Here is a 21900-nt window from a genome sequence, read left to right as displayed (position 1 = left end):
CATGGCACCCTATCTGAGCGTAGAACGCATCGAAAAGCGGTACAACGACACACAAGTCCTCACCGACATCAACCTGAGCGTGATGAAGGGCGAGATGATCTGCTTCCTGGGGCCGTCCGGCTGCGGGAAAACCACGCTGCTGCGGATCATCGCGGGGCTCGAGGCGCAAAACGCCGGCCACATCATGCAGGACGGCCGCGACATCTCGCGGCTGCCGCCGCAACTGCGCGACTACGGGATCGTGTTCCAGTCGTACGCGCTGTTTCCGAACCTCACCGTCTACGACAACGTCGCGTACGGGCTGGTGAACCGCAAGATGAAGCGCGAGGTGATCCACGAGCGCGTACATACGCTGCTCGCGCTCGTCGGCCTGCCCGACAGCCATCGCAAGCATCCGGGGCAGTTGTCCGGCGGCCAGCAGCAACGCATCGCGCTCGCGCGCGCCCTGGCGACGTCGCCAGGCCTGCTGCTGCTCGACGAACCGCTGTCGGCGCTCGACGCACGCGTGCGCGTGCGGCTGCGCCAGGAGATCCGCGCGCTGCAGCAGCGGCTCGGCGTGACGACGATCATGGTCACGCACGACCAGGAAGAGGCGCTGTCGATGGCCGACCGCATCGTCGTGATGAATCACGGCGTGATCGAGCAGATCGGCACGCCGCTCGAAATCTACCGGCAGCCCGCGTCGCCGTTCGTCGCGGACTTCATCGGCCGCGTCAACACGATTCCCGCCGAAGTCGCGCAGGACGGCACGCTGCGCGCCGGCGGCGTCGGCTTCGACTGCCGGCACGGCGCCACCCGGCCGGCGCAGGGCGCGGCAGTGTCGGTCTATGTGCGCCCCGAGGACCTGCGCATCCGCATTCCGGGCGAGACGGCCGACAACGTGCTGGCCGGCCGCGTCGAGAAGCTCGAATTCCTCGGCGCGTTCTGCCGCGTGAGCTTCAAGATCGACGGGCTCGACGGCCAGGAGATCGTCGCCGACCTGTCGTATCACGACGTCGATCACACCGGCGTGCAGGCCGGCGCACGCGTCGACCTCGCACTCGACCGAGAGCATGTGCGCGTGTTTCCGAGCGCGAAGGAGCGACTGCAATGAGCACCGTCCTCACCGAACGCCGCCGCGGCGCGGCCGCCCCCGCCGACGTGCGGCAGATCACGCACTGGCACGACCGCGTCGCGCAGCTCGCGCTCGTCGCGATGGCCGCGCTGATGTCGCTGTTCCTGCTGCTGCCGCTCGCGCTCGTCGTGCAGAAATGCTTCGTCGATGCGGACGGGCACTTCGTCGGCATGCACAACTTCATCGAGTATCTCGAGGACAGCGGCGTGCTGCGCTCGATGCTGCATTCGCTGACGGTCGGCACGCTCGTCACGGCGATCGTCGTGCCGATGGCGTTCACGTTCGCGTATGCGCTGACGCGCTCGTGCATGCCGCTGAAGAACGCCGCCCGCACGATCGCGCTGCTGCCGCTGCTCGCGCCGACGCTGCTGTCCGCCGTGTCGTTCATCTACTGGTTCGGCAACGCGGGGCTGCTCAAGCCGCTGCTGCACGGCCACTCGATCTACGGGCTGCCGGGCATCGTGCTGAGCCTGGTGTACGCGTCGTTCCCGCACGTGCTGATGATCCTCGTCACCGCGCTGTCGCTCGCGGACGGCCGGCTCTACGAGGCCGCCGACGCGATGGGCACGCGCCGCCTCCGCAAGTTCTTCACCATCACGCTGCCCGGCGCGAAGTACGGGCTGATCAGCGCGACGATGGTCGCGTTCACGATGTGCATCAACGACTTCGGCGTGCCGGTGGTGATCGGCGGTTCGTACAACGTGCTGTCGACCGACATCTACAAGCTGATCATCGGGCTGCAGGACTTCAACCGCAGCGCGGTCGTGAGCCTGATGCTGCTGTGCCCGGCGCTCGTCGCGTTCGGCGTCGACTACTTCATCCGCCGCCGCCAGCAGTCGCAGCTCGGCGCGCGCTCGACGCCGTACCAGCCGAAGCCGTCGCGCGGCTTCGACGCCGCGATGCTCGCGTACTGCGCGCTGGTGTGCGCGTTCTTCATCGCGGTGGTCGGCATCTCGGTGTTCGCGTCGTTCGTGAAGTTCTGGCCGTACCAGATGAGCCTCGGGCTGCAGCACTACAAGATGGGGCTGATCGGCGCCGGCATCTTCGACGCGTACAAGAACAGCCTGCGGATGGCCGCGACGGTGGCGCTCGGCGGCACGATCGTCGTGTTCGGCGGCGCCTACCTGATCGAGAAAACCCGCGGCGCGCGCTGGCTGCGCGGCTTCATCAGCCTGTGCGCGATCCTGCCGATGGGCGTGCCCGGCCTCGTGCTCGGCATCAGCTACATCTTCCTGTTCAACGCGCCCGGCAATCCGCTGAACGGGCTGTACGGGACGCTGTGGCTGCTCGCGATCGTCACGGTCGTCCACTACTACGCGTCGAGCCACCTGACCGCCGTCACCGCGCTGCGGCAGATCGACAGCGAGTTCGAGGCCGTGTCGGCGTCGCTGAAGGTGCCGTTCTACAAGACCTTCGTGCGTGTAACCGTGCCCGTGTGCCTGCCCGCGATCCTGCTGATCGCGCGCTACCTGTTCGTCAACGGGATGACGACGGTCTCCGCCGTCGCGTTCCTGTACTCGCCGGACACGCAGCCCGCGTCCGTCGCGATCCTGAACCTCGACGACGCGGGCCAGATGGGCCCGGCCGCCGCGATGGCGACGCTCGTGCTCGCGACCTCGTCGTTCGCGTGCGTGCTGTTCGCCTGCATCTCGCACCGTCTGTTGCGCCGCACGCAGGCCTGGCGCAATCCGCATCGCCGTTGATCCCTTAGCCGCATTCACGTGACGTCCCGACTTCACCAAGGAGACACCATGACGCTCGCCACCCAGCCCATCCTGCTCACCCCCGGCCCCCTGACGACCTCGGACCGCACGCGCGACGCGATGCTGCGCGACTGGGGATCGTGGGACAGCGACTTCAACGCGATCACCGCGCGGCTGCGCGAACGGCTGCTGCAGATCGTGCACGGCGAAGGCACGCACGAATGCGTGCCGCTGCAAGGCAGCGGCACGTTCTCGGTCGAAGCGGCGATCGGCACGCTCGTGCCGCGCGACGGCCACGTGCTGGTGCCAAACAACGGCGCGTACTGCGCGCGCCTCGCGAAGATCTGCCGCGTGCTCGGCCGCAAGCTCACGACGATCGACTACAGCGAGGAGCGCCGCGTCGATCCGGCCGACGTCGAGCGCGCGCTCGCCGCCGATCCGACCATCACGCACGTCGCGCTCGTGCACTGCGAAACCGGCGCGGGCGTGCTGAACCCGCTGCACGACGTCGCGAAGGTCGTCGAGCAGCACGGTCGCGGGCTGATCGTCGACGCGATGAGCTCGTTCGGCGCGATCGACATCGATGCGCGCACGACGCCGTTCGATGCGGTGATCGCCGCATCCGGCAAATGCCTCGAAGGCGTGCCGGGGCTCGGCTTCGTGATCGCGAAGCGCGCCACGCTCGAGCGTTGCGAAGGCAACAGCCACTCGCTCGCGATGGACCTGTACGACCAGTGGGTCTACATGCAGCGCACGACCCAGTGGCGCTTCACGCCGCCGACGCACGTGGTCGCGGCGCTCGATGCGGCCGTCGCGCAATACGTCGACGAAGGCGGGCTCGCCGCGCGCGGCGGCCGCTACCAGCGCAATTACCGTACGCTGATCGACGGGATGCTCGCGCTCGGCTTCCGGCCCTTCCTCGATCCGGCGATTCAGGCGCCGATCATCGTCACGTTCCATGCGCCGGACGATCCGAACTACGACTTCAAGCGCTTTTATCAGGAGGTCAAAAAGCGCGGCTACATTCTGTATCCGGGCAAGCTGACCGAAGTCGACACGTTCCGCGTCGGCTGCATCGGCCACTTCGGTGAAGCCGGCATTCCGGGCGCGGTCGCCGCGATCGCCGACACGCTGAAGGCGATGGGCGTGCGCCGCATCTCCGCCGAAGCAGCCGCCTGAACGCGCTGTCCCGGGCCGCACGGCGGCGCCCGGCTTCCCGCCGCGCGTCACCGTGCGGCGGTTTCGCTTTGGTTTTCTCCCGCCGTGCGCGGCACGGCCGACCTCTGGACCTCTACTGGCACGACACCCGATGCGACCCTTCTGGATCGAACAAGCACTGTTCAACGACGGCGATCTCGCCCCCGCGCTGCAGGGCGCGACGCAGGCCGACGTCTGTATCGTCGGCGGCGGCTTCACGGGGCTCTGGACCGCGATCCAGGCCAAGCAGCAGAACCCGGCGCTCGACATCGCGATACTCGAGGCCGATCTGTGCGGCGCCGGCGCGAGCGGGCGCAACGGCGGGTGCCTGCTCACGTGGTCCGCGAAATTCCTGACGCTGCGGCGGCTGTTCGGCGAAGCGGAGGCGATCCGGCTCGTGAAGGCGTCGGAAGCGGCCGTCCAGCACATCGCCGACTTCTGCCGTACCCACGGCATCGATGCCGAGTTGCGGCTCGACGGCACGCTGTACACCGCCACATCCCGCGCGCAGATCGGCACGCTCGCGCCGGTGCTCGACGCGCTCGCCGCGTGCGGGATCCACAGCTACGCGCCGCTGCCGGCCGCCGAAGTCGCGCGCCGCTCCGGTTCCGCGCGCAATCTCGACGGCGTGTACTCGCCGATCGCCGCGACCGTGCATCCGGGCAAGCTCGTGCGCGGGCTGCGCCGCGTCGCGCTCGCGATGGGGATCCGGATCTACGAGCGCTCGCCGTTCGTCGACTTCACGCCGGGACAGCCGGCCGTCGTACGCACGCCGTCCGGCAGCGTGCGCGCGGGCAAGCTGGTCTTCGCGATCAACGCGTGGATGGCGAGCCGCTTCCCGCAGTTCGAACGCACGATAGCGGTGGTGTCGAGCGACATGGTCATCACCGAGAAATGCCCGGAGTTGCTCGAGCAGACCGGGCTCGTGGACGGCGTGTCGGTGCTCGATTCGCGGATCTTCGTCTACTACTACCGCACGACCGCCGACGGCCGGCTAATGCTCGGCAAGGGCGGCAACACGTTCTCGTGGCGCAGCCGCATCGCGCCGGTGTTCGACCAGCGCTCGCCGTACGAGGCGCAACTCACGCAGAGCCTGCGCGAATTCTTCCCGTCGCTCGCGGGCGTGCCGGTCACCGCGAGCTGGAACGGTCCGTCGGACCGCTCGGTGACGGGCTTCCCGTTCTTCGGCCGCCTCGACGACGCGCCGAACGTGTTCTACGGCTTCGGCTATTCGGGCAACGGCGTCGGGCCGACCTACATGGGTGGGCAGATTTTATCGTCGCTGGTGCTCGGCCTCGACAACGCGTGGACGCGCAGCCCGATCGTGCGCGGCCCGCTCGGGGCTTTCCCGCCGGAGCCGATCCGTTATGTCGGCGCGCACGTCGTGCGCAACGCGATCCGCCGCAAGGAACGCGCGGAGGACGAGAGCCGGCAGCCGGCGAGGGTCGACACGTGGCTCGCGAAGTTTGCGAGTGCGGCGGGGAAGGCAGACAAGGCGTGACCGACGGGCGCAATGCGGAGGGGGAAGAACACCGCGCCACGGACGCCGCGTCGCTGACTTTTATTCGACCCCGCACCTCGGATTACAAGCGGGAAGCCCGTCAATAGAACAAGTCAAATCATCAATGCCGGGCTTTCTCTAAAACAGGCGATCTGCGTGCGAATCACTGCATGCCGATAAGACAGGTCCTGCCGAAAATCCCGTGAGGTGCAGCTAACGCCTCAAACTATCTGCACTGCCAACAAAGCCGGTTGCAACGCGATACCATTGGCTATCTCATCAATACATCCGACGAAATGACACGCGCTCTTCTATTGACCCTACTCATCGCGCTGGTCAATGCGTGCTCGCAATATAAAGATGAGCACTGGACGGCCCTTCGCAACATGCCGGCCTTCGCCGAGCCAAACGACGACAGAACCCACCCGATCTTTACGGTCAGGAAAGGCGAGTCCTGTGTCCCCGTGACGGATCGGGTTGCAAAGGTTTATGCATACACCCAGGTGCGCTGCGAATCCGGGACGGGCTGGGTACTGGACGATTTCTTTGATAAACAGCGCGGCAAATGATCAGCCGCAGGCGATCACTGCTTTCGGCCGGACATCATCAACTTCGAACGGACGGCCGTCACGCACGACCAGGCAAACAGGGCCGTGGCAACGGCGGCTCGACAACGAAAGCCCGATCCAGCGGCTCCGCGCCCTTGCGTCGCCAATGTGCGGTGACAAGTCACGCGGCCACTCACGCGCGAGCTTTTTCTCGCGCCGCCTTGCCCGTCGCGGGCAAGCCCTGTTCGTGCGTGCGGCGCATCCGCGCGAGGCCGTGCGCGACGTGCTCGCGCACGAGCGCAACCGCCTTCTCCTCGTCGCCGCCGGCGAGCGCCTGCACGATCTTGTCGTGCTCGGCCGCCGACACCGCGATCGCATCCTCCTCGGCTTCGATCGCGGCCTGGCGCAGCAGCCCGAGCTGGCGCACGAGCCGGCGATAGGTATCGGTGAGGTGCGTATTGCCGACGCCGACCACCATCGCATCGTGGAACTGCACGTTCAGCTCGGTATAGCGCGTGACGTCGTGCGTCTTCGCGGCATCCTTCATCGACTGGATGATGCCCTTCAGCACCTTCAGCGTATCGGGCGAAATGCGCTTCGCGAGCGCGCGCGCGACCGATTCGTCGAGCATCGCGCGCACTTCGTAGATCTCCTCGGCTTCACGCAGCGGCACGATACGCACCGTCACGCCGCGGTTCTTCTCGTTGCGCAGCAGCCCGGCCTGCTCGAGCGCGCGGAATGCCTCGCGCACGGGGCCGCGCGACACGTTCAGCTTGGTCGCGATATCGACTTCGTTGAGTTTCTCGCCGGGTGCGTACTCGCCTGACACGATCGCGCGCTCGAGCATGTCCTGGACAATCATCGCGAGCGACTGGCTTTGCAGGAGTTCGATGGCGTTGAGCGCGTTCGGGGCAGTCATGGTCGGCAGGCAGCAAAGCTGCGAATGAAAACGAGGGCGCCATTTCGGCGAATGATCCCTGTATACCCTCGCCCCGACACATTGTCAACAGTTTTCAGTTTCCAAAAACCAATCCCGCGTGCCGGAATCCGGATGAAACCGACCGGCACGCGGCGTCGCGCGGCGGCGGACAAGCAGGCCGTCGAACCGCGCGACGCCGGCTTGCCGTCAGGCCGTCTGCTTGAGCGGCCCCGGATCGCTCTGGCTCGGCCGGCCCGTCTCGACGTGGCCCGCGAAGCGGCGCACGACCTTGTCGTCGCCGCCGCGCAGCGTCGTCGCGGTGATCGTCAGATCGTACCAGCCGTGGCTCGACGACAGCTCGAAGTGATCCTCGATGCGCTCGCCCGGCGCCAGCGTGTAGCTGCGCGCATGCGCGTGGCTGTATGCATTGTCGACGACCACGCGGCAGCTCGCGCGCCCGCTGTTGCGCAGTTGCAGATACACGTGGCGGTTGCACACGTCGTAGCCGATTTTCGCTTCCGGGTTCGCGTGGCGGGCGTCAGCGGCCAGCCGCGTATTGCCCTGGAATTCGCACAGATAGCCGTTCGGGCCATACGCGGCGAGATGGTAGTCGCCGCCCGCGGCCGACGTGCTCCACGTATCGGCGAACCGGTCGTGCGACGACACCGCATAGCGGCGCGGCGGCGTCGCCGGATTGCGGCGGTCATACACGTAGAACGCGGCGCCCGCATCGCCCGAATTCGCGAAATCGAGCGATACAGCGTCGTCGCGGCCGTTCACGCGGGCATGCACGAACAGTTCGTACGGCAACGCACGTGCCGGACGCGTGCCCGCTTCCTGCGCCGGCATCGACTGCTGCGCGGGCACCTGGTACGCCTGGCCGGCCGTCGCGATGTGCTGGGGCACCGTGAAGCTCGCCGGGCGCGTGTCGGGGCGCGCGGAGAAGTCGAACGCCGACGTGAGGTCGCCGCAGATCGACCGGCGCCACGCGCTGATGTTCGGCTCCTTCACGCCGAAGCGCGCTTCGAGGAAACGCAGCACCGACGTATGGTCGAACGTCTCCGAGCAGACCCAGCCGCCCTTCGTCCACGGCGAGATGATGATCAGCGGCACGCGCGGCCCGAGGCCGATCGGCTGGATGCCGCCCGGGTCCGCGCCCGGCACGAGCGGGCTCATCTCGCCCGGATACTTGTTCAGGTCGAGCAGTTCGTCGCCGAGGTTCGACAGCAGGTTCGACGACACGATGCCCTGGCCGCCCACACCGCTCGTGACCGGCGGCACCGGCGGCACGACGTGGTCGAACAGCCCGTCGTTCTCGTCGTAGTTCAGGATGAACACCGTCTTCGCCCACACCTCGGGGTTCGATGTCAGCGCTTCGAGCACCATGTTGATGTAGAACGCGCCGTCGGTCGGCGACGCCTGCGGGTGCTCGCTGTACTTGTACGGCGCGACGATCCACGACACCTGCGGCAGCCGGTTCGCCTGCACGTCCGCCTTCAGCTCGGCGAGCGTGTGATCCGACGCGCCCTTGTCGACGAGCGGGCCGCTCGCGCCTTCCTTCACCTGGAAGCGCTTGAAGAACATCAGCGAATTGTCGGTGTAGTTGTCGGTCGGGTCGCCCGGAATGCCGGTGCCGCCCTGGTACAGCTTCCAGCTGATCTTCGCGTTCTCGAGGCGTTCCGCGTAGGTCGTCCACGTGTAGCCGTTCACATCGTCGCGCTCGCCGATGCCCGGGCCGTTCGGCGGGTTGCCGTAGACGTTGCGCGGGTCGATCGTGCCGGTCCACAGATAGATGCGGTTCGGCGCCGTGTCGGCGTGCGCGGAGCAGAAGTACGAATCACAGATCGTGAACGCGTCGGCGAGTGCGTAGTGGTACGTAAGATCCTGGCGCTTCAGGTAGCCCATCGTCAGGACATCCTGCTTCTGGTTCACCCACTGGTCCCACTGGCCGTTGTTCCAGGACAGGTGGCCGCTGCTCCAGCCGTGGTTGGTGCCCGGCTGGAATTCGGTCGTCTGCTTCGGATCGAGGTAGAACGGCAGCACGTACGGCGCGGCCGGATCGAGCCCGCGCGAATGGTAGTTCTTCGTGAACACCGACGCCGGCGGCTGCTGCCACACCGGCGCGCCGTTCGGCAGCAGGTGCGGGCGCGGGTCGTTGAAGCCGCGCACGCCGCGCAGCCCGCCGAAGTAATGGTCGAACGAGCGGTTTTCCTGCATGAAGATCACGACGTGTTCGACGTCGCGGATCGTGCCGGTACGATACGCGGCCGGCATGGCCAGCGCGTTGCGGATGGCCGGCGGGAAGCCGGCGTAGGCGGCCATCGCGCCGGCCGACTGGGCGGCGAGGCGCAGGAAATCGCGTCGATTGGTGGCGGACATGAAGAAGATCCTGTTTGTCGTAGGAGGGATGGCGCCGGTCGAGCGGGGCCGGCGGTCGGTGCGTTGCCGCTATTAGTCCGCACCGGCATGTCCCGGCCGTGACCGGTTCCAGCAGGTTTCTTGCGCTCACCCCCAGCTTTTTTGCGAAGCGGCGCGCGACGCGCCTTTCATCCGGCCGACACATGCGCACGCTACGCTGACGCGCGATGAAGAGGGGGGAGAAGCCGAGTCGTGTTCGATCAGCTGAAGGCGTTCCATGCGACCGTCCGGCAGGGCAGCATCACGCGCGCCGCGCGCCACCTCGGCGTGAGCCAGCCGACGATCGCCGCGCAGATCCGGCAGGTCGAGCAGCTGTACGGCGTCGAGTTGTTCTACCGCAGCGGCCGCAAGCTCGAGGTCACCGAGACCGGCATCGAGCTGCTGCCGCTCATCGAGAAGATGATCGCGCTCGAAGCGCAGGCCGACGTCACGCTGCGCAACATCGGCGGCCTGTTCGAAGGTCAGCTGCGGATCGGCGCGACCGGGCCGTACTACATCATGGATGCGGTCGGCCGTTTCTCGCACGCGCATCCATCGATCGCGCTCACGTGCCGGATCGGCAATTCCGAGGAAATCCTGCAGGCGCTGCACGAATTCCGCATCGATCTCGCGGTGTCGTCGCAGCGCAATGATGCGGAAGGCCTCGAACGCAAGGTGATCTCGACCGATCCGCTGGTGCTCGTCGTGCATCGCGACCATCCGCTCGCGCGCTTCGACGCGATCGACGCCGCGCAGCTCGCCGACGTGCGGCTGCTGATTCGCGAGGAAGGCTCGGTCACGCGCCGCTGCACGGAGACGATCCTCGCATCGGCCGGCGTCGCGGCCACCTCGGTCGCCGAGATCGGCAGCCGCGAAGCGATCCGCGAGGCCGTCCTGCACGGCGTCGGCGGGAGCCTCTTTCCGCGCGGCGAGGCCGAGCGTCATCCGGACCTGCGCATCGTCGAGCTGCGCGGTGTCGACACGACGATCGACGAATACGTGTACTACCTGAAGGCGCGCCGCCACAGCCCCGCGATCGATGCGTTCCTCGCGTGCATCCTGCCGGCGCAGCATGCAGCGCACGACGCGATGCCTGCAACGCGGCAGGTGAACGCGCGCTGAGCCGCCGCGCGTTCACCGGTTCCGCGCCCTTCCATCGTCTTTCCGGCGCTATTCCCGCGCCTTCCCTCGTTGTTTTCCTCGTGCCTTCCTTCCTGCCCTGCGCCGCGCGTTACTTCGGCAGCGCCGGGATCATCCACGTCAGCACGTGCTGCTGCAGGAACACCAGTACGCCGAGCAGCAGCGTGAGAATCACGCTGTGCCAGAAGGTGCGCGCGAACACGACGCCCTCCTGCCCCTTCAGGTCCGTCGTCGACACGCCCGTCGCGATGTTCTGCGGCGAGATCATCTTGCCCATCACGCCGCCGGACGAGTTGGTCGCGGCCATCAGCACCGGATCGAGGCCGAGCTGCCGGGCGGCGACGACCTGCAGGTTGCCGAACAGCGCATTGCCCGACGTATCGCTGCCGGACAGGAACACCGCGATCCAGCCGAGCGACGCCGACACGAGCGGGAACAGCGCGCCGGTCGACGCGACGCCGGTGCCGAGCGTGTAGCTGATCCCCGAGTAGTTCAGCAGGTACGCGAGGCCGACGATCATCATCACCGTGACGATCGCGATCCACGTCTGCCGCCACGTCTTGACCACGCATTCGAAGAACGCGCCGATGCCCGTGCGCGTCATCGCGGCCGTGATGATTGCCGACACGAGGATCGCGGTGCCGGTGCCGAGCGGCTGGAAGTCCCAGATCGCCGCATACGGCTTGTGGTACAGCGACACGAACACCGTGTTGTGCAGGCCCGGCCACTTGATCTTCACGTCGCCGATCGCGGCGATGTTCGCGTGCACCCAGACGATCACGACCACCGACACGACGATCCACGGCAGCCAGCCGCCGAAACCCGCACGCGCGGCGCCGGCCGTCGCTGGCACGCTGCGCGCGAGCGCATACTGCGGATCGGGCTGCGGCTTCCACACCTGCAGGAAGCCGATCGTGACGATCAGCGACGTGAGCGACGCCAGCACGTCGGTGAGCTGATAGCCGAGGAAGTTCGACGTGACGAACTGCGCAATCGCGAAGCTGCCGCCGGACACGAGCAGCGCGGGCCACAGCTTCGCAATCGAGCGCAGGCCGCCATACGCGCCGACCACGTAGAACGGCAGCAGCAGCGCAAAGAACGGCAGTTGCCGGCCGACCATCGCGGCAAGCGTGGTCGGCGGCAGCGACGTGACCGCGCCGAGCACGGTGATCGGCACGCCGAGCGCGCCGAACGCGACCGGCGCCGTGTTGAACAGCAGCGTGTAGGTGAGCGCTTCGAGCGCGGGGAAGCCGAGTGCGATCAGCAGCGCGCTGGTGATCGCGACCGGCGTGCCGAAGCCCGAGATCCCTTCGAGCAGGCAGCCGAACGAGAACGCGACGACGAGCAGCACGAGGCGCCGATCGTCGGGCAGGTTGTCGAGCATCCACTGCCGGAACTGGTCGAAGCGCCCCGACTTCACCGCGATGTTGTACAGCAGCAAGGCGTTGAAGACGATCCACATCACGGGCACGACCGCGAGCGCCATGCCGGCGCCGACCGCGTTGAGCGCGAGGCCGGCCGGCATGCCCCACGCGCCGATCGCGACCGCGAGGCCGGCGACGAGCCCGGCCAGCGACGCCTGCCACGCCGGCCGGCGCAGCACGCCGAGCGCGATCAGCGCGACCGCGATCGGGATCACCGCGACGAGAAACGACAGGAACAGCGAGTTGGCGACGGGCGTCAACGGCTGTGCGAACAAGATGCCGGGCGGCAGGGCTGCAGTGGGATTCATCGTGTCTCCGTTGTCGATTGGAGTTGGCGCTTTAGCGCTTACTCCAATCCCATGCTTTGCGGTCGATTGGAGTCGGCGCTTTAGCGCTTACTCCAATCCCATGCTTTGCGGTCGATTGGAGTCGGCGCTTTGGCGCTTACTCCAATCCCATGCTTTGCGGTCGATTGGAGTCGGCGCTTTAGCGCTTTACTCCAGTCCCATGCTTCGCGGTCGATTGGAGCTGGCGCTTGGGTGCTTGCTCCAGCCCCATGCTCCGTGGCCGCTCGGATGCCGGCAGGACTTGGCGCTTCGGCGCGTGCTCCGATTCTTGCGGCTTGTGCAGTCGGCGATAGCCTGCGCCGTCGCGCGTGCTTCGCCTCGTGCCAAGTGTTCGTTCCACGGACGCGACGATCCCCGACGTTTGCGCATGCAACCATGCGACAGCGCCGACCGATCGGTCGCTTAAAAAGGTTAGGAGGCGCATCGCGCTTGCACAAGGGGGGACAAGCCCGATGCGCGGCGCCCGCGACACGCCGCCGGCCGCACGATGAACGGCCGATGGCGGCTGGCTGACGCGCGCGCCAGCCAGTCGCCGCAATGTTGCACAGCCGGCAAAGGTGCCTGACGGCGAGCGGGATGTTTCGTTTGGCGTCCGAAGCCTAGACTGGCTGCATCGATTCCGCCCGCGCCGACGAATGCGCGGCTCCGGAACTTCACGGAGCAAACACGATGAAAACCATGAAACTTGCGGCCTGCACGTTACTGCTGATCGGCTCGGCCGTGGCCGCCCAGGCCCAGGCCGCGTCGACGCTGACGCGTGCGGACGTTCGCCAGGAACTCGTGGAATTGCAGGCCGCCGGCTACCGGACGAGTCTCGCCAGCAGTCCCGACTTTCCGCAAAACATGCAGGAAGTCATGCAGCGTGCCGCGCAGGCGCGCGGCGACGCGGCCGGCTACGGCAGCAACGGCCATGCAAATGTGGAATCGGGGAAGCCGGCGCTGCCGCAGGTGGTCGATCGCGACACGTACGCGCATCATTGATGCTTGAAGCGGGAGAAACCGGGACGAGCGCATGAGCGCGCTACAACCCGGCCCGCAGCCGGCCGGCCCGCTGCGCGTCGCGCAGCGGGCGGCGGCGATCAAACGCTGAAGCGGTTCAGCGTGTACGCACGATAGGCCGCGACGAACGCGTCGAACGATCCGGCCTCCTTCGCCTCCAGTTCGGCCTGCTCGGCGAGCGACTTCGCGGCAAGCGCCTGCTCGGCGCGCATCGTATCGGCCGAAGGCGGATTCGCACGGAAGTGCGCGGCATGCACTTCGCTGTGCGCGAGCGCGAAGTCGAGGAACGACTGCCCGTTCTCGCGCATCGTACGCAGCACGCGCGCCGACGGCGTACGCTCCGGATCCGCAAGCTTCTCGCGCTGCGCGGCGATCGCGCGCACATGCTCGTCGCCGCCACGAATCTCGTCGAGCCGGCGCCCGATGGTCTCGATATCGGCCATCAGGTCGTCCGCCCACGCCTGCAGCGTGACCGGCTGGCCGTCGCGCGTCAGCGTGAGCCCCGGCTTGCGGCCGTCCATCGTCACGCTGCCGAAGTTCGCATTCGCTTCCTTGTACGCATCGCAGTCGAGCATCGGGCTGTCGTCGAGCGCACAGGCGAGCAGGAACGCGTCGATGAAGCGCGCGGTGTCGAGCGCGATGCCGGTCGGTTCGAACGGGTCGATGTCGAGGCAGCGCACTTCGATGTACTGCACGCCGCGCGACGCGAGCGCATGCAGCGGACGCTCGCCCGAATACGTGACGCGCTTCGGCCGGATCGTCGAGTAGAACTCGTTCTCGATCTGCAGCACGTTCGTGTTGATCTGGATCCACTCGCCGTCGCGGTGCGTGCCGATCGCCTCGTACGGCGGATACGCTTCGCTCACGGCCTTCGACAGCGCGTCGAGATAACCGGGCAGCGTGTTGTAGTCGACGTGCAGCGCGGCCTGCGCGGTCGTGTTCGAGTAACCGAGGTCGCTCATCCGCAGGCTCGTCGCATACGGCCGGTACAGCGTATCGGCATCGAATGCGTCGAGCTTGTGCGGCTTGCCGCGCAGGAATTTCGCGTCGAGCGCCGGCGATGCGCCGAACAGGTACATCAGCAGCCAGCTGCGGCGGCGGAAGTTGCGGATCTGCGCGAGATAGCGCTCCGACTGGTAATCGACGAGCGTGGCCGTCGACCCTTCTTCCGCATGCAGGCGCCGCCACACTTCCTCGTGCAGCGAGTAGTTGTAGTGGATACCGGCGATGCACTGCATCGTGCGGCCGTAGCGATACGCGAGGCCGCGGCGGTACACCGTCTTCAGGCGGCCGATGTTCGACGTGCCGTAATCGGCGATCGGAATGTCATCGTCGGCCGGCAACAGGCCCGGCATCGAGTCGTTCCACAGCATCTCGTCGCCGAGCGACGCATACACGTAGCGGTGCAGATCGTCGAGACGCTCGAGCGTGATCGATGCGTCGGGTTCCGCCGGCGTGATCAGTTCGATCAGCGCTTCGGAATAGTCGGTGGTCAGCGACGGGTGCGTGAGTGCCGAACCGAGTGCGCGCGGATGCGGCGTGAACGCGATCATCCCGTCGCGCGTCACGCGCAGGCTTTCCTTTTCGATGCCGCGCAGGCCGTCGGGCAGATGCTGCCGCGTCGGGCCCGAGCTCAGCGCTTCGAGACGATTCAGCAGCAGTTCGGACTGGCGGTGAGTCATGGTGTTCGACATGGAGACGCAAGTGCGTGACGGCCGCGTGCAGAACGCCGCGCGCGGCCGGCTGGATTATTGGTCGCTTCGTTGGTAGCGGGCACTTTAACATCTCGCCGTAACACGCGCTTGAGGCGGCTCAGGGCAGGCCGCGCACGGCGCGGCGGGCCGCCGGACGGAGCGATGGCGGCCATCGTGTCGCGCACGGCCGGCTTCGCGTCGATGCCGACGCGCGTGGCGATCGATGCGAATTCGTCGGACGGAACACGGCGTGCACCTCTGCGGCGACAGGTGCAACCGGCGCTACCGAACCCGTCAACCGTGCTCGCCGTACGCGAATCGCGCCGTGCATTCGACATGGCCCGAGCCGGATTCGCCGAATCGCGCGCAGCGGGCGCAACCATGAGGAGGCCGACCGATCCGCCCGGCGTTCGCCCTGCACGAGCTGCATCGCGGCGGCGCTCGCTCACCCCGGACGACCGGCTACCACGCCCTTCACCCGCCGCGCGCGCCGCCGGCCCGGTCCGCCACGTCGTTCCACAAATGCAGCGCCGCATACGCGCGCCACGGCCGCCAGCCTTCGGTGCGATGCTTCTGGCTCGCGAGCCGGTCGAGCGACGGATCGCGCGCGGTGATCGACTGCATCAGCACGAGATCGGACGCCGGCCACGCGTCGGGGTCGCGCCATGCGCGCATCGCGATGTATTCGACGGTCCACGGGCCGATGCCCGGCAGATCGAGCCACGCGCTGCGCAGCGTGCCGAGATCGGCATGCGCGGGGTCGAGCGGCACGTCGCCGGCCGCCACCGCGCGCGCCATGCCCGTCAGCGCCGCCGCCCGCTTGCCGGGCATCCCGATCTTCTGGAGATCGCACGCAGCCAGCGCGTCCGGCGTCGGAAAACGCCACGCGGGCGCGCCGTCCGGCGCGGCCGTGCCGCCGTCATGGGCGACGCGCTCGCCCGCCCGTTCGACGAGCCGGCCGACGATCGTCGTCGCCGCCTTCACGCTCACCTGCTGGCCGACGATCGCGCGCACCGCGAGTTCGAACCCAGACCAGGCACCCGGCACGCGCAATCCCGGCGCGGCCTCGACGAGCGGCGCGAACCACGGATCGCGCCCGAGCGCGCCGCCGATCGCGGCCGGATCGGCGCCGAGGTCGAACATCGACGCGACGCGACGCGCGAATGCGTCGTCGACACGACGCGCGGCCGCCCCTTCGACCGTCGCGATCAGGCAATGCCTGCGCGGATGCTTCGTGACGGTGAGCCGGCCCGCGTCGCCATTCAGATCGACGATGCGACGATACACGCCGTCGACGACCTGCTCGACGCCCGGAATCGCACGTCCGCTGAAGAAGCGCAGCACGCGCGCCCAGTCGTACGGCGCCTTGAAGCGCAGTTCCATCTGCGCGGACGGCGGCACATGGCCGCCGTTCGCGATGGACGTGATCATGGTTTGTTCAATGCTCAAGCTGCGCTGCCCTCCGCAACGACATCGGTTTCATCGCCGTGCGCATGACGCGCCTCGGATGCGAGCAGCGTCGCCTTGCGGCGCACGCCCCAGCGATATCCGGCGAGCGCGCCGCCCTTCTGCACGACACGGTGACACGGAATCGCGAGCGCGACCGGGTTCGACGCGCATGCCGACGCGACGGCCCGCACCGCGCGTGGCGAGCCCAGCGCCTCGGCGATCTCCGAATAGCTGCGCGTTTCGCCGTACGGGATATGCGTGAGCGCTTCCCACACGCGCTGCTGGAACGCGGTCGGCGCGATGTCGAGCGGCAGGTCGAACGCGTGCCGCGTGCCGTCCAGGTACGCCCGGATCTGCGCGACGAACGGCGCGAGCCGCGACGGCGCTTCGACCAGCTCGGCGCGCGCGAACGCGTCCGTCAGCTCGGCGACGAGCGCGGCCGGCGCGTCGCCGAACGCGATCCGGCAGATGCCCTGTCCGGTCGCGGCGACGAGCACCGTGCCGAGCGGCGTCGCCGCGGTCGCATAGTCGATCCGCAGGCCGGCGCCCTGGCGGCGGAACGCGGACGGCGCCATCCCGAGCTCGCGCGGCACCGATGCATAGAGCCGCGACGGCGAATTGAAGCCCGCGTCGACGGCGGCCTGCGTGACCGGCTGCCCGCTTTGCAGCGCCTGCCGCAGCGCGGCGCCGCGCTGCGCGGCCTGATACTGTCGCGGCGACACGCCGACCACGCGCTTGAAGAGCCGCTGCAGATGGAACGGGCTCACATGCACGGCGTCGCTCAGTTGCTGCAGCGTGAGCCGCTCGGCATCCGCGTCGAGCACCGCGCACGCGCGATTGACGATTTCCAGCTCGCGCGGCAGCCCTTCCGGCTGGCAGCGCTTGCACGGCCGGAACCCGGCTGCACGTGCGGCGGCCGGATCGGCAAAGAAGGACACGTGCTCGCGCCGCGGCAGCCGCGACGCGCAGCTCGGGCGGCAGAACACGCCGGTCGTGCGCACGGCATAGAAGAACGCGCCGTCCGCATGCGGATCGCGGGCGGTCACGGCGCCCCAGCGGGCATCGTCGGTCGGATAGGCGGTTTTCATCTGAACCTCGCACTCTCTAGTGTAGATGGTGCCTACTCTAGACATCGGCACATGCCGTCGCGCCCTGAATCTTGCTCTGTGATTCGCGTCGGCGAAAGCGGAACATAAACCGGGGGCATATCGCAATCGTTCGATCGGACGAAAAGCCGCGCCGGCGCTGTCCGGGCGCCGCTTTCGTCATCATCCCGTCACGCTTTTGCTGCAGTGCGGCTGCGACAAATCGCCGTCCTGACGATTTTTTACACTCGAAATATTGCAACGCACCATCGCCGTGTGTATAGTTGGAACTGTCTCCTCCATGTCTCCTCCTGATATGGATTAAGCCCGTTCCGCTCTGCGTGAACGGGCTTTTTTTCGTCCATCGCTCGTGGCCGCTCCGGCGCGCGTCGCCGGTGCGGTCTACACTCGGTGCACGCTGTCCGCGAAGGAGTGCCCGTTCATGAAACCGACCATCCGCGCGATCGATCACGTCGTGCTGCGCGTGACCGACATGGCCGCGATGACGCGCTTTTACTGCGATGCCGTCGGCTGCCACGTGGAAAAGGAACAGCCCGACCTGGGCCTCGTGCAATTGCGCGCGGGCGACGCGCTGATCGACCTGCTGTCGGTCGGCGGCCCGATCGATCGCCCTGACAGCGGCCCGCCGGGCACGGGACGCAACCTCGATCACCTGTGCCTGCGCGTCGAGCCGTTCGATCCCGCCGCGCTGACCGAGCATTTCGCCACCTGCGGCGCGCGGCCCGGCGCCCCCGCCGAACGCTACGGTGCGGGCGGCTACGGGCCGTCGATCTATCTGTTCGATCCCGAAGGGAACATGCTGGAATTCAAGGGGCCGCCCGCCGCGCCCGGCTGAGCGCGGGAGCTCACGCGTCCGCGCGCGCCTTCAGCACCGTCCATTCGACCGCGACGGGATCGTGGTCCGCGCTCGAGATCCATGCGGCGCCGTCCTGCACCGTGCACTGCAAACGCATCGTGCGCTCGGCCAGCTGCCCGAGCGCAGTCGCGACGCCGTCGGCCAGCGACAGCACCTGCACGTTGCGCAGCCGTTCGACCTTGCTGCGCACGCCCTGCCACCAGATATCCGACGTCTTGCCGCCGTATGCGATCACCGTGACCTGTCCGGCGCGGCCGGCCGCCTTCGAGATGCGCCGCTCGTCGGGCTGGCCTGCCTCGATCCAGACGTCGATCGCGCCCGTCAGATCCTTTTGCCACAGATCGGGTTCGTCGACGTCCGACAGCCCCTTGGAGAACTCGAGACGCTCGTGCGCGAACAGCGCGAACGCGACGATGCGCACCATCATCCGGTCGTCGGTTTCCGACGGGTGACGTGCAACCGTCAACGCGTGATCGGCGTAGTAGTGCCGATCCATGTCGGCGATTTGCAGTTCGGCTTTGTAGATCGTGGATTTCAGCGCCATGCGGATGCGGCCCGGGCGGGCATTCGGTTCGGTCGGGTCGTGATGATACCGAATGCGCGCCGCCCGGCGCTCGATGCGTGCGCCACAGCACGACGGCCCGGCATCGGCCGGGCCGCATTCAAGCCGCGCCGCCGGCGTGCACGGCCGGAGCGCGATGGCGAGAGGTACGCTGCGGGTTATTGCTTGACGAAGCGCGAATCGGTCCAGAGGCCCTGCTGGTCGCTGTTGTCGGCGCTCACGAACTGCACGTCGCCCTGATCGACCGACACCACGCGGAAGCGCTGGCCTTCCGGCACCGACAGGCAACGGTAGTCGTCGAAGTACTGCTGCCTCGCCTGCGACTTGCCGTCACGCTCATGACTCAGTACGGAGTCCAGATTGTCTTTCGACAGACAGCCCCATGCATTCTTCGTCAGCTGGATTTCCTGCTTCGGCTTGACGGCCGAATCACCGTCTGCCTGGGCAATCGACACGAAGGAAAATGCGCCGACAAGGGCGAAAAGGACACCGGCTCGCTTCATCATATTTGTCTCCAGGCTTGCGGGCACCAGGCTGGGTTAGCTATGTATTTAAAGGTGATCGTGAACCCGCGTTTTTCACTTTAGAAGACCGGCAAGCGATATCAAGCACATTTGTTGTGCGATCGCAATAGCGGCCGATTGTCGCACCCTGCGCGCCGCCGGATTTTCGCGTGCCGCGCATGCGCAGCGACGCTTGCCGCACCGCGCACAGGCCCGTACCGCCGAGCGCAAAGCACTGCCCGACAAGGCTTTCAGCAAAATTACAACACATCGATTGAACGGTTTGGATAATTCATTTCAATATCGGTACGACTTTGATGCATCGCACCTAAAGTCGTCCGAAACGATATGAATTTACCGCAGTGCGGGGTGGCCATTACCTGATACAAGAAAAATGCCAGGTATAAGCGTTCTCGTATTTACCCGGATTTCCCCGCATGCGTCGCACCCGCGGCAGCATGGCCGCGCGGTGAATTCCGGCATGTGTTTCTACCCGGATTTATTCAGTCCGTTTGTGCATGCTCGAAATAATCGCGCTGGAAGATGCACATGCGATATGCGTTGTGATACGCGCCGTTTCCGAAAAATTCTTCCTTCAATTCCGCCTCGTGCTGGAACCCGCATTTCTCGTACACGTGGATCGCCGCGGCGTTCGACGTATCGACGATCAGGTACAGCTTGCGCATGTTCAGCACCTTGAATGCGTACTCGATCGCGAGACGCGTCGCCAGGCCCGCATAGCCGCGGCCCTGGCATTGCGGCGCGATGATGATCTGGAACTCGCCGCGACGGTGGATGTAGTCGAGCTCGATCAGTTCGACGAGACCCACGAGTTCGTCCTGCGTATCGACCGCGACGAAGCGGCGCTCGCGCTGGTCGTGCACGTGGCGGTCATACAGTTGCGACAGCTCCGAGAAGGTTTCATACGGCTCCTCGAACCAGTAGCGCATGATTTTCGCGTCGTTGTTCAATTCGTGGACGAAGCGCAGATCCTGGCGCTCCAGCGGCCGCAATGCGAGCGTGTGGTTGTCGTTCTGGAGTTGCATGTTCGTGTCCTTTTTTGATGTCCGCGCGCGTGTAAAACGCGTCGGCGGCGCTGCGCCGAACGCCGCGCGTTTTGCGTTGTAAGAAGTTGACCGCGGGCCGAGTTCAGAGCCTAGAATGGGGGCAACGGTTCCTGCCACCGCAAGGAGGCTATCGTGATCGAGCAAGTCATACTCGGCATTTTCCTCGTGCTGCCACTCGTGATCGTGGCTGCGCTGTTCTCCGACGAGCTTTGGCAGGAACATCGGCGCCAGCATCCGCGCGACGAAAACGCACCGCACATCGACTGGAAGCATCCGTGGCGCCGCGCGCGGCGCGGGCACTGAACCGATCGTCATCCCCCGTGCAGGGCGCCCGGAGCGGGCCGCCCCGAACGGTGCAACGCCTTCCGCATCGAACCGATCCCCGCTCAACCCGCGAGACGACGACGTGAACGACAACCCCCCACTCCCGGCGCACGATATCCCTCACGAAGCGATCGATCTGCAGATCGCCGACGTACTCTCGGCGGTCCGCTATCCGGCCAACAAGGATGCGATCGTCGACGCCGCGCGCGACGCCGGCGCGAGCAACGAAGTGCTGTCGATGCTCGACGGCCTGCCCGAGCAGGATTACGCGGACGTCGATGCCGTCACGCACTGGGTCGCCGGCAACTTCGGGCCCGGCCTCGGTATTTGAGCACACGCCAATAACGCGATAGGATCGGGCCGCACCGGGTCGTGCAGCGGCCGGCTGCATGCCGCCGCGCTGCTGTGCGCGCTCGCGCTGAACGTGACGCTGCCGCCCGTGTTCCGTCCGCCCGGCAGCGCGGCCGTGCTGCCCGTGAACGGGATCGCGCTCGTCGTCTGGATACTCAATGCGCTCGCGCTCGCGCTCGTTGCCGTGCTGGCCGCGGGCCGGTTGCGCACGACACTCGACATGTGGCTCGCGATCGCGGTGCTCGCCTGCCTCACCGACACGACGCTGAACCTGCTGGGCGTTTGAGTGTGAGCGTCGGATGCGCGACCGTGTCGCAGGATGCGTTGTCGACGCCCGACGCATTGATCGAGGCCGCCGATGCCGCGTTGTATCGCGCGAAGGATGCGGGGCGAAACCGGGTCGTCACGGCCTGAAAACGTCTGCGGATTGGCAATTTGTTACGGTCATTGTGACCGGAATAATCCGCCGTTACGGATTGCGGAACGGGGAAACGATCGCTTACAGCCGGTGTTGACGGCGCTCGCTATGCTGGGTTCATCTCGAATCCAAGCAGGTGAACGCGATGAAGAAAACCCTTTTGCTGATTGCCAGCGTCGCCGTGTTGCTGAGCGGCTGTATCGTGGTGCCTGACGGTGGCGGGTATTACGGCGGTGGCGGGTATTACCACCATCGTCATTGGGATTGATGCAGGCACGGAT

General features: G+C 66.8%; 21 protein-coding genes and 1 pseudogene. 13 read left to right on the top strand and 9 right to left on the bottom strand.

Translation table 11 applies throughout. The annotated features are described in order from the left end of the window. The first annotated feature begins 1 nt into the window (after nucleotide 1). From BME24068_RS29985 to BME24068_RS29965, 5 genes are all read left to right on the top strand, one after another. Entirely contained in the window at nucleotides 2-1093 is a 1092-nt protein-coding gene (locus BME24068_RS29985) for a putative 2-aminoethylphosphonate ABC transporter ATP-binding protein (RefSeq protein WP_174928220.1), read from the top strand. After that, the gene (locus BME24068_RS29980; protein WP_174928219.1) at nucleotides 1090-2817 is read left to right on the top strand and encodes a putative 2-aminoethylphosphonate ABC transporter permease subunit; all 1728 of its coding nucleotides are present in this window, start codon (nucleotides 1090-1092) and stop codon (nucleotides 2815-2817) included. The genes BME24068_RS29985 and BME24068_RS29980 overlap by 4 nt, the downstream gene beginning before the upstream one ends. A gap of 48 nt (nucleotides 2818-2865) precedes the next feature. Next, complete coding sequence (locus BME24068_RS29975; RefSeq protein WP_174928218.1) at nucleotides 2866-3996, top strand: 2-aminoethylphosphonate--pyruvate transaminase; 1131 nt, start codon at nucleotides 2866-2868, stop codon at nucleotides 3994-3996. Between the two features lie 130 nt (nucleotides 3997-4126). Further along, complete coding sequence (locus tag BME24068_RS29970) at nucleotides 4127-5515, top strand: FAD-dependent oxidoreductase (protein WP_174928217.1); 1389 nt, start codon at nucleotides 4127-4129, stop codon at nucleotides 5513-5515. A 251-nt stretch (nucleotides 5516-5766) separates the two neighbouring features. After that, nucleotides 5767-6084, top strand: a complete 318-nt coding sequence (locus tag BME24068_RS29965; protein ID WP_174928216.1) for a hypothetical protein — start codon at nucleotides 5767-5769, stop codon at nucleotides 6082-6084. 172 nt (nucleotides 6085-6256) lie between these two features. Here BME24068_RS29965 and BME24068_RS29960 read toward each other — a convergent pair whose 3' ends face one another. After that, nucleotides 6257-6982, bottom strand: coding sequence for a phosphonate utilization associated transcriptional regulator (locus BME24068_RS29960; RefSeq protein ID WP_174928215.1), 726 nt, complete (start codon nucleotides 6980-6982; stop codon nucleotides 6257-6259). Nucleotides 6983-7189: 207 nt separating this feature from the next. Beyond that, nucleotides 7190-9361 carry a phosphocholine-specific phospholipase C gene (locus tag BME24068_RS29955; RefSeq protein ID WP_174928214.1) on the bottom strand — a complete coding sequence of 724 codons (2172 nt, stop codon included), beginning with the start codon at nucleotides 9359-9361 and terminating at the stop codon, nucleotides 7190-7192. A 231-nt stretch (nucleotides 9362-9592) separates the two neighbouring features. Between BME24068_RS29955 and BME24068_RS29950 the strand changes: the two genes are divergently transcribed. After that, a complete protein-coding gene (locus BME24068_RS29950) occupies nucleotides 9593-10501 on the top strand; it encodes a LysR family transcriptional regulator (RefSeq protein ID WP_174928213.1) in 909 nt (302 codons plus the stop codon). 109 nt (nucleotides 10502-10610) lie between these two features. Here the strand turns inward: BME24068_RS29950 and BME24068_RS29945 are convergent, their stop codons facing one another. Then, nucleotides 10611-12251 carry an L-lactate permease gene (locus tag BME24068_RS29945; protein WP_174928212.1) on the bottom strand — a complete coding sequence of 547 codons (1641 nt, stop codon included), beginning with the start codon at nucleotides 12249-12251 and terminating at the stop codon, nucleotides 10611-10613. Between the two features lie 708 nt (nucleotides 12252-12959). On the opposite strand from BME24068_RS29945, the gene BME24068_RS29940 reads away from it, so the two are divergent. Continuing rightward, the gene (locus BME24068_RS29940; protein WP_174928211.1) at nucleotides 12960-13271 is read left to right on the top strand and encodes a DUF4148 domain-containing protein; all 312 of its coding nucleotides are present in this window, start codon (nucleotides 12960-12962) and stop codon (nucleotides 13269-13271) included. 98 nt (nucleotides 13272-13369) lie between these two features. Here the strand turns inward: BME24068_RS29940 and gshA are convergent, their stop codons facing one another. The 3 genes from gshA to ada all read right to left on the bottom strand — a co-directional run bounded on the left by gshA (nucleotide 13370) and on the right by ada (nucleotide 17520). Continuing rightward, entirely contained in the window at nucleotides 13370-14983 is a 1614-nt protein-coding gene (gene gshA, locus BME24068_RS29935) for a glutamate--cysteine ligase (RefSeq protein WP_174928210.1), read from the bottom strand. Between the two features lie 474 nt (nucleotides 14984-15457). Beyond that, nucleotides 15458-16432, bottom strand: coding sequence for a DNA-3-methyladenine glycosylase family protein (locus BME24068_RS29930; protein ID WP_174928209.1), 975 nt, complete (start codon nucleotides 16430-16432; stop codon nucleotides 15458-15460). After that, nucleotides 16429-17520, bottom strand: coding sequence for a bifunctional DNA-binding transcriptional regulator/O6-methylguanine-DNA methyltransferase Ada (ada, locus tag BME24068_RS29925; RefSeq protein WP_174928208.1), 1092 nt, complete (start codon nucleotides 17518-17520; stop codon nucleotides 16429-16431). The genes BME24068_RS29930 and ada overlap by 4 nt, the downstream gene beginning before the upstream one ends. A gap of 439 nt (nucleotides 17521-17959) precedes the next feature. Between ada and BME24068_RS29920 the strand changes: the two genes are divergently transcribed. Further along, entirely contained in the window at nucleotides 17960-18373 is a 414-nt protein-coding gene (locus BME24068_RS29920) for a VOC family protein (protein WP_174928207.1), read from the top strand. Between the two features lie 10 nt (nucleotides 18374-18383). On the opposite strand, the gene BME24068_RS29915 is transcribed toward BME24068_RS29920, so the two are convergent. From BME24068_RS29915 to speG, 3 genes are all read right to left on the bottom strand, one after another. Continuing rightward, nucleotides 18384-18938: a YaeQ family protein gene (locus tag BME24068_RS29915; protein ID WP_096508425.1), complete on the bottom strand. Its 555-nt coding sequence runs from the start codon at nucleotides 18936-18938 to the stop codon at nucleotides 18384-18386. A 176-nt stretch (nucleotides 18939-19114) separates the two neighbouring features. Then, nucleotides 19115-19462, bottom strand: a complete 348-nt coding sequence (gene sap1 / locus BME24068_RS29910) for a surface attachment protein Sap1 (protein ID WP_096508424.1) — start codon at nucleotides 19460-19462, stop codon at nucleotides 19115-19117. 500 nt (nucleotides 19463-19962) lie between these two features. After that, nucleotides 19963-20505, bottom strand: coding sequence for a spermidine N1-acetyltransferase (gene speG, locus BME24068_RS29905; protein ID WP_174928206.1), 543 nt, complete (start codon nucleotides 20503-20505; stop codon nucleotides 19963-19965). A 153-nt stretch (nucleotides 20506-20658) separates the two neighbouring features. On the opposite strand from speG, the gene BME24068_RS29900 reads away from it, so the two are divergent. The 5 genes and pseudogenes from BME24068_RS29900 to BME24068_RS35330 all read left to right on the top strand — a co-directional run bounded on the left by BME24068_RS29900 (nucleotide 20659) and on the right by BME24068_RS35330 (nucleotide 21887). After that, nucleotides 20659-20829 (top strand): hypothetical protein, encoded by a 171-nt coding sequence (locus BME24068_RS29900; protein ID WP_162840546.1) that lies wholly within the window; start codon nucleotides 20659-20661, stop codon nucleotides 20827-20829. 103 nt (nucleotides 20830-20932) lie between these two features. Continuing rightward, on the top strand, nucleotides 20933-21181 hold the full coding sequence (locus BME24068_RS29895; RefSeq protein ID WP_174928205.1) for a DUF2795 domain-containing protein: 249 nt from the start codon (nucleotides 20933-20935) through the stop codon (nucleotides 21179-21181). Between the two features lie 60 nt (nucleotides 21182-21241). After that, a pseudogene (locus BME24068_RS35580) lies at nucleotides 21242-21478 on the top strand (hypothetical protein); the annotation flags it as partial. Beyond that, nucleotides 21424-21615 (top strand): diguanylate cyclase domain-containing protein, encoded by a 192-nt coding sequence (locus tag BME24068_RS35575; protein WP_244110713.1) that lies wholly within the window; start codon nucleotides 21424-21426, stop codon nucleotides 21613-21615. The pseudogene BME24068_RS35580 and the gene BME24068_RS35575, both read left to right, overlap by 55 nt. A 149-nt stretch (nucleotides 21616-21764) precedes the next feature. Beyond that, nucleotides 21765-21887: a hypothetical protein gene (locus tag BME24068_RS35330; protein WP_269431974.1), complete on the top strand. Its 123-nt coding sequence runs from the start codon at nucleotides 21765-21767 to the stop codon at nucleotides 21885-21887. Nucleotides 21888-21900: the final 13 nt, after the last annotated feature.

This window comes from Burkholderia anthina (assembly GCF_902498995.1).
GTDB classification, from domain to species: domain Bacteria; phylum Pseudomonadota; class Gammaproteobacteria; order Burkholderiales; family Burkholderiaceae; genus Burkholderia; species Burkholderia anthina.
The sequence above is the reverse complement of the archived record's forward strand: the minus strand, read 5'-3'. Positions and strand labels throughout refer to the sequence as shown.

Excerpts from the sequence above, each read along its gene's own strand:
- BME24068_RS29985 (WP_174928220.1), top strand. The coding sequence starts at position 2 with ATGGCACCCTATCTGAGCGTAGAACGCATCGAAAAGCGGTACAACGAC.
- BME24068_RS29980 (WP_174928219.1), top strand. The coding sequence starts at position 1,090 with ATGAGCACCGTCCTCACCGAACGCCGCCGCGGCGCGGCCGCCCCCGCC.
- BME24068_RS29975 (WP_174928218.1), top strand. The coding sequence starts at position 2,866 with ATGACGCTCGCCACCCAGCCCATCCTGCTCACCCCCGGCCCCCTGACG.
- BME24068_RS29970 (WP_174928217.1), top strand. The coding sequence starts at position 4,127 with ATGCGACCCTTCTGGATCGAACAAGCACTGTTCAACGACGGCGATCTC.
- BME24068_RS29960 (WP_174928215.1), bottom strand. The coding sequence starts at position 6,982 with ATGACTGCCCCGAACGCGCTCAACGCCATCGAACTCCTGCAAAGCCAG.
- BME24068_RS29955 (WP_174928214.1), bottom strand. The coding sequence starts at position 9,361 with ATGTCCGCCACCAATCGACGCGATTTCCTGCGCCTCGCCGCCCAGTCG.
- BME24068_RS29945 (WP_174928212.1), bottom strand. The coding sequence starts at position 12,251 with ATGAATCCCACTGCAGCCCTGCCGCCCGGCATCTTGTTCGCACAGCCG.
- BME24068_RS29940 (WP_174928211.1), top strand. The coding sequence starts at position 12,960 with ATGAAAACCATGAAACTTGCGGCCTGCACGTTACTGCTGATCGGCTCG.
- gshA (WP_174928210.1), bottom strand. The coding sequence starts at position 14,983 with ATGTCGAACACCATGACTCACCGCCAGTCCGAACTGCTGCTGAATCGT.
- ada (WP_174928208.1), bottom strand. The coding sequence starts at position 17,520 with ATGAAAACCGCCTATCCGACCGACGATGCCCGCTGGGGCGCCGTGACC.
- BME24068_RS29920 (WP_174928207.1), top strand. The coding sequence starts at position 17,960 with ATGAAACCGACCATCCGCGCGATCGATCACGTCGTGCTGCGCGTGACC.
- BME24068_RS29915 (WP_096508425.1), bottom strand. The coding sequence starts at position 18,938 with ATGGCGCTGAAATCCACGATCTACAAAGCCGAACTGCAAATCGCCGAC.
- sap1 (WP_096508424.1), bottom strand. The coding sequence starts at position 19,462 with ATGATGAAGCGAGCCGGTGTCCTTTTCGCCCTTGTCGGCGCATTTTCC.
- speG (WP_174928206.1), bottom strand. The coding sequence starts at position 20,505 with ATGCAACTCCAGAACGACAACCACACGCTCGCATTGCGGCCGCTGGAG.
- BME24068_RS35330 (WP_269431974.1), top strand. The coding sequence starts at position 21,765 with ATGAAGAAAACCCTTTTGCTGATTGCCAGCGTCGCCGTGTTGCTGAGC.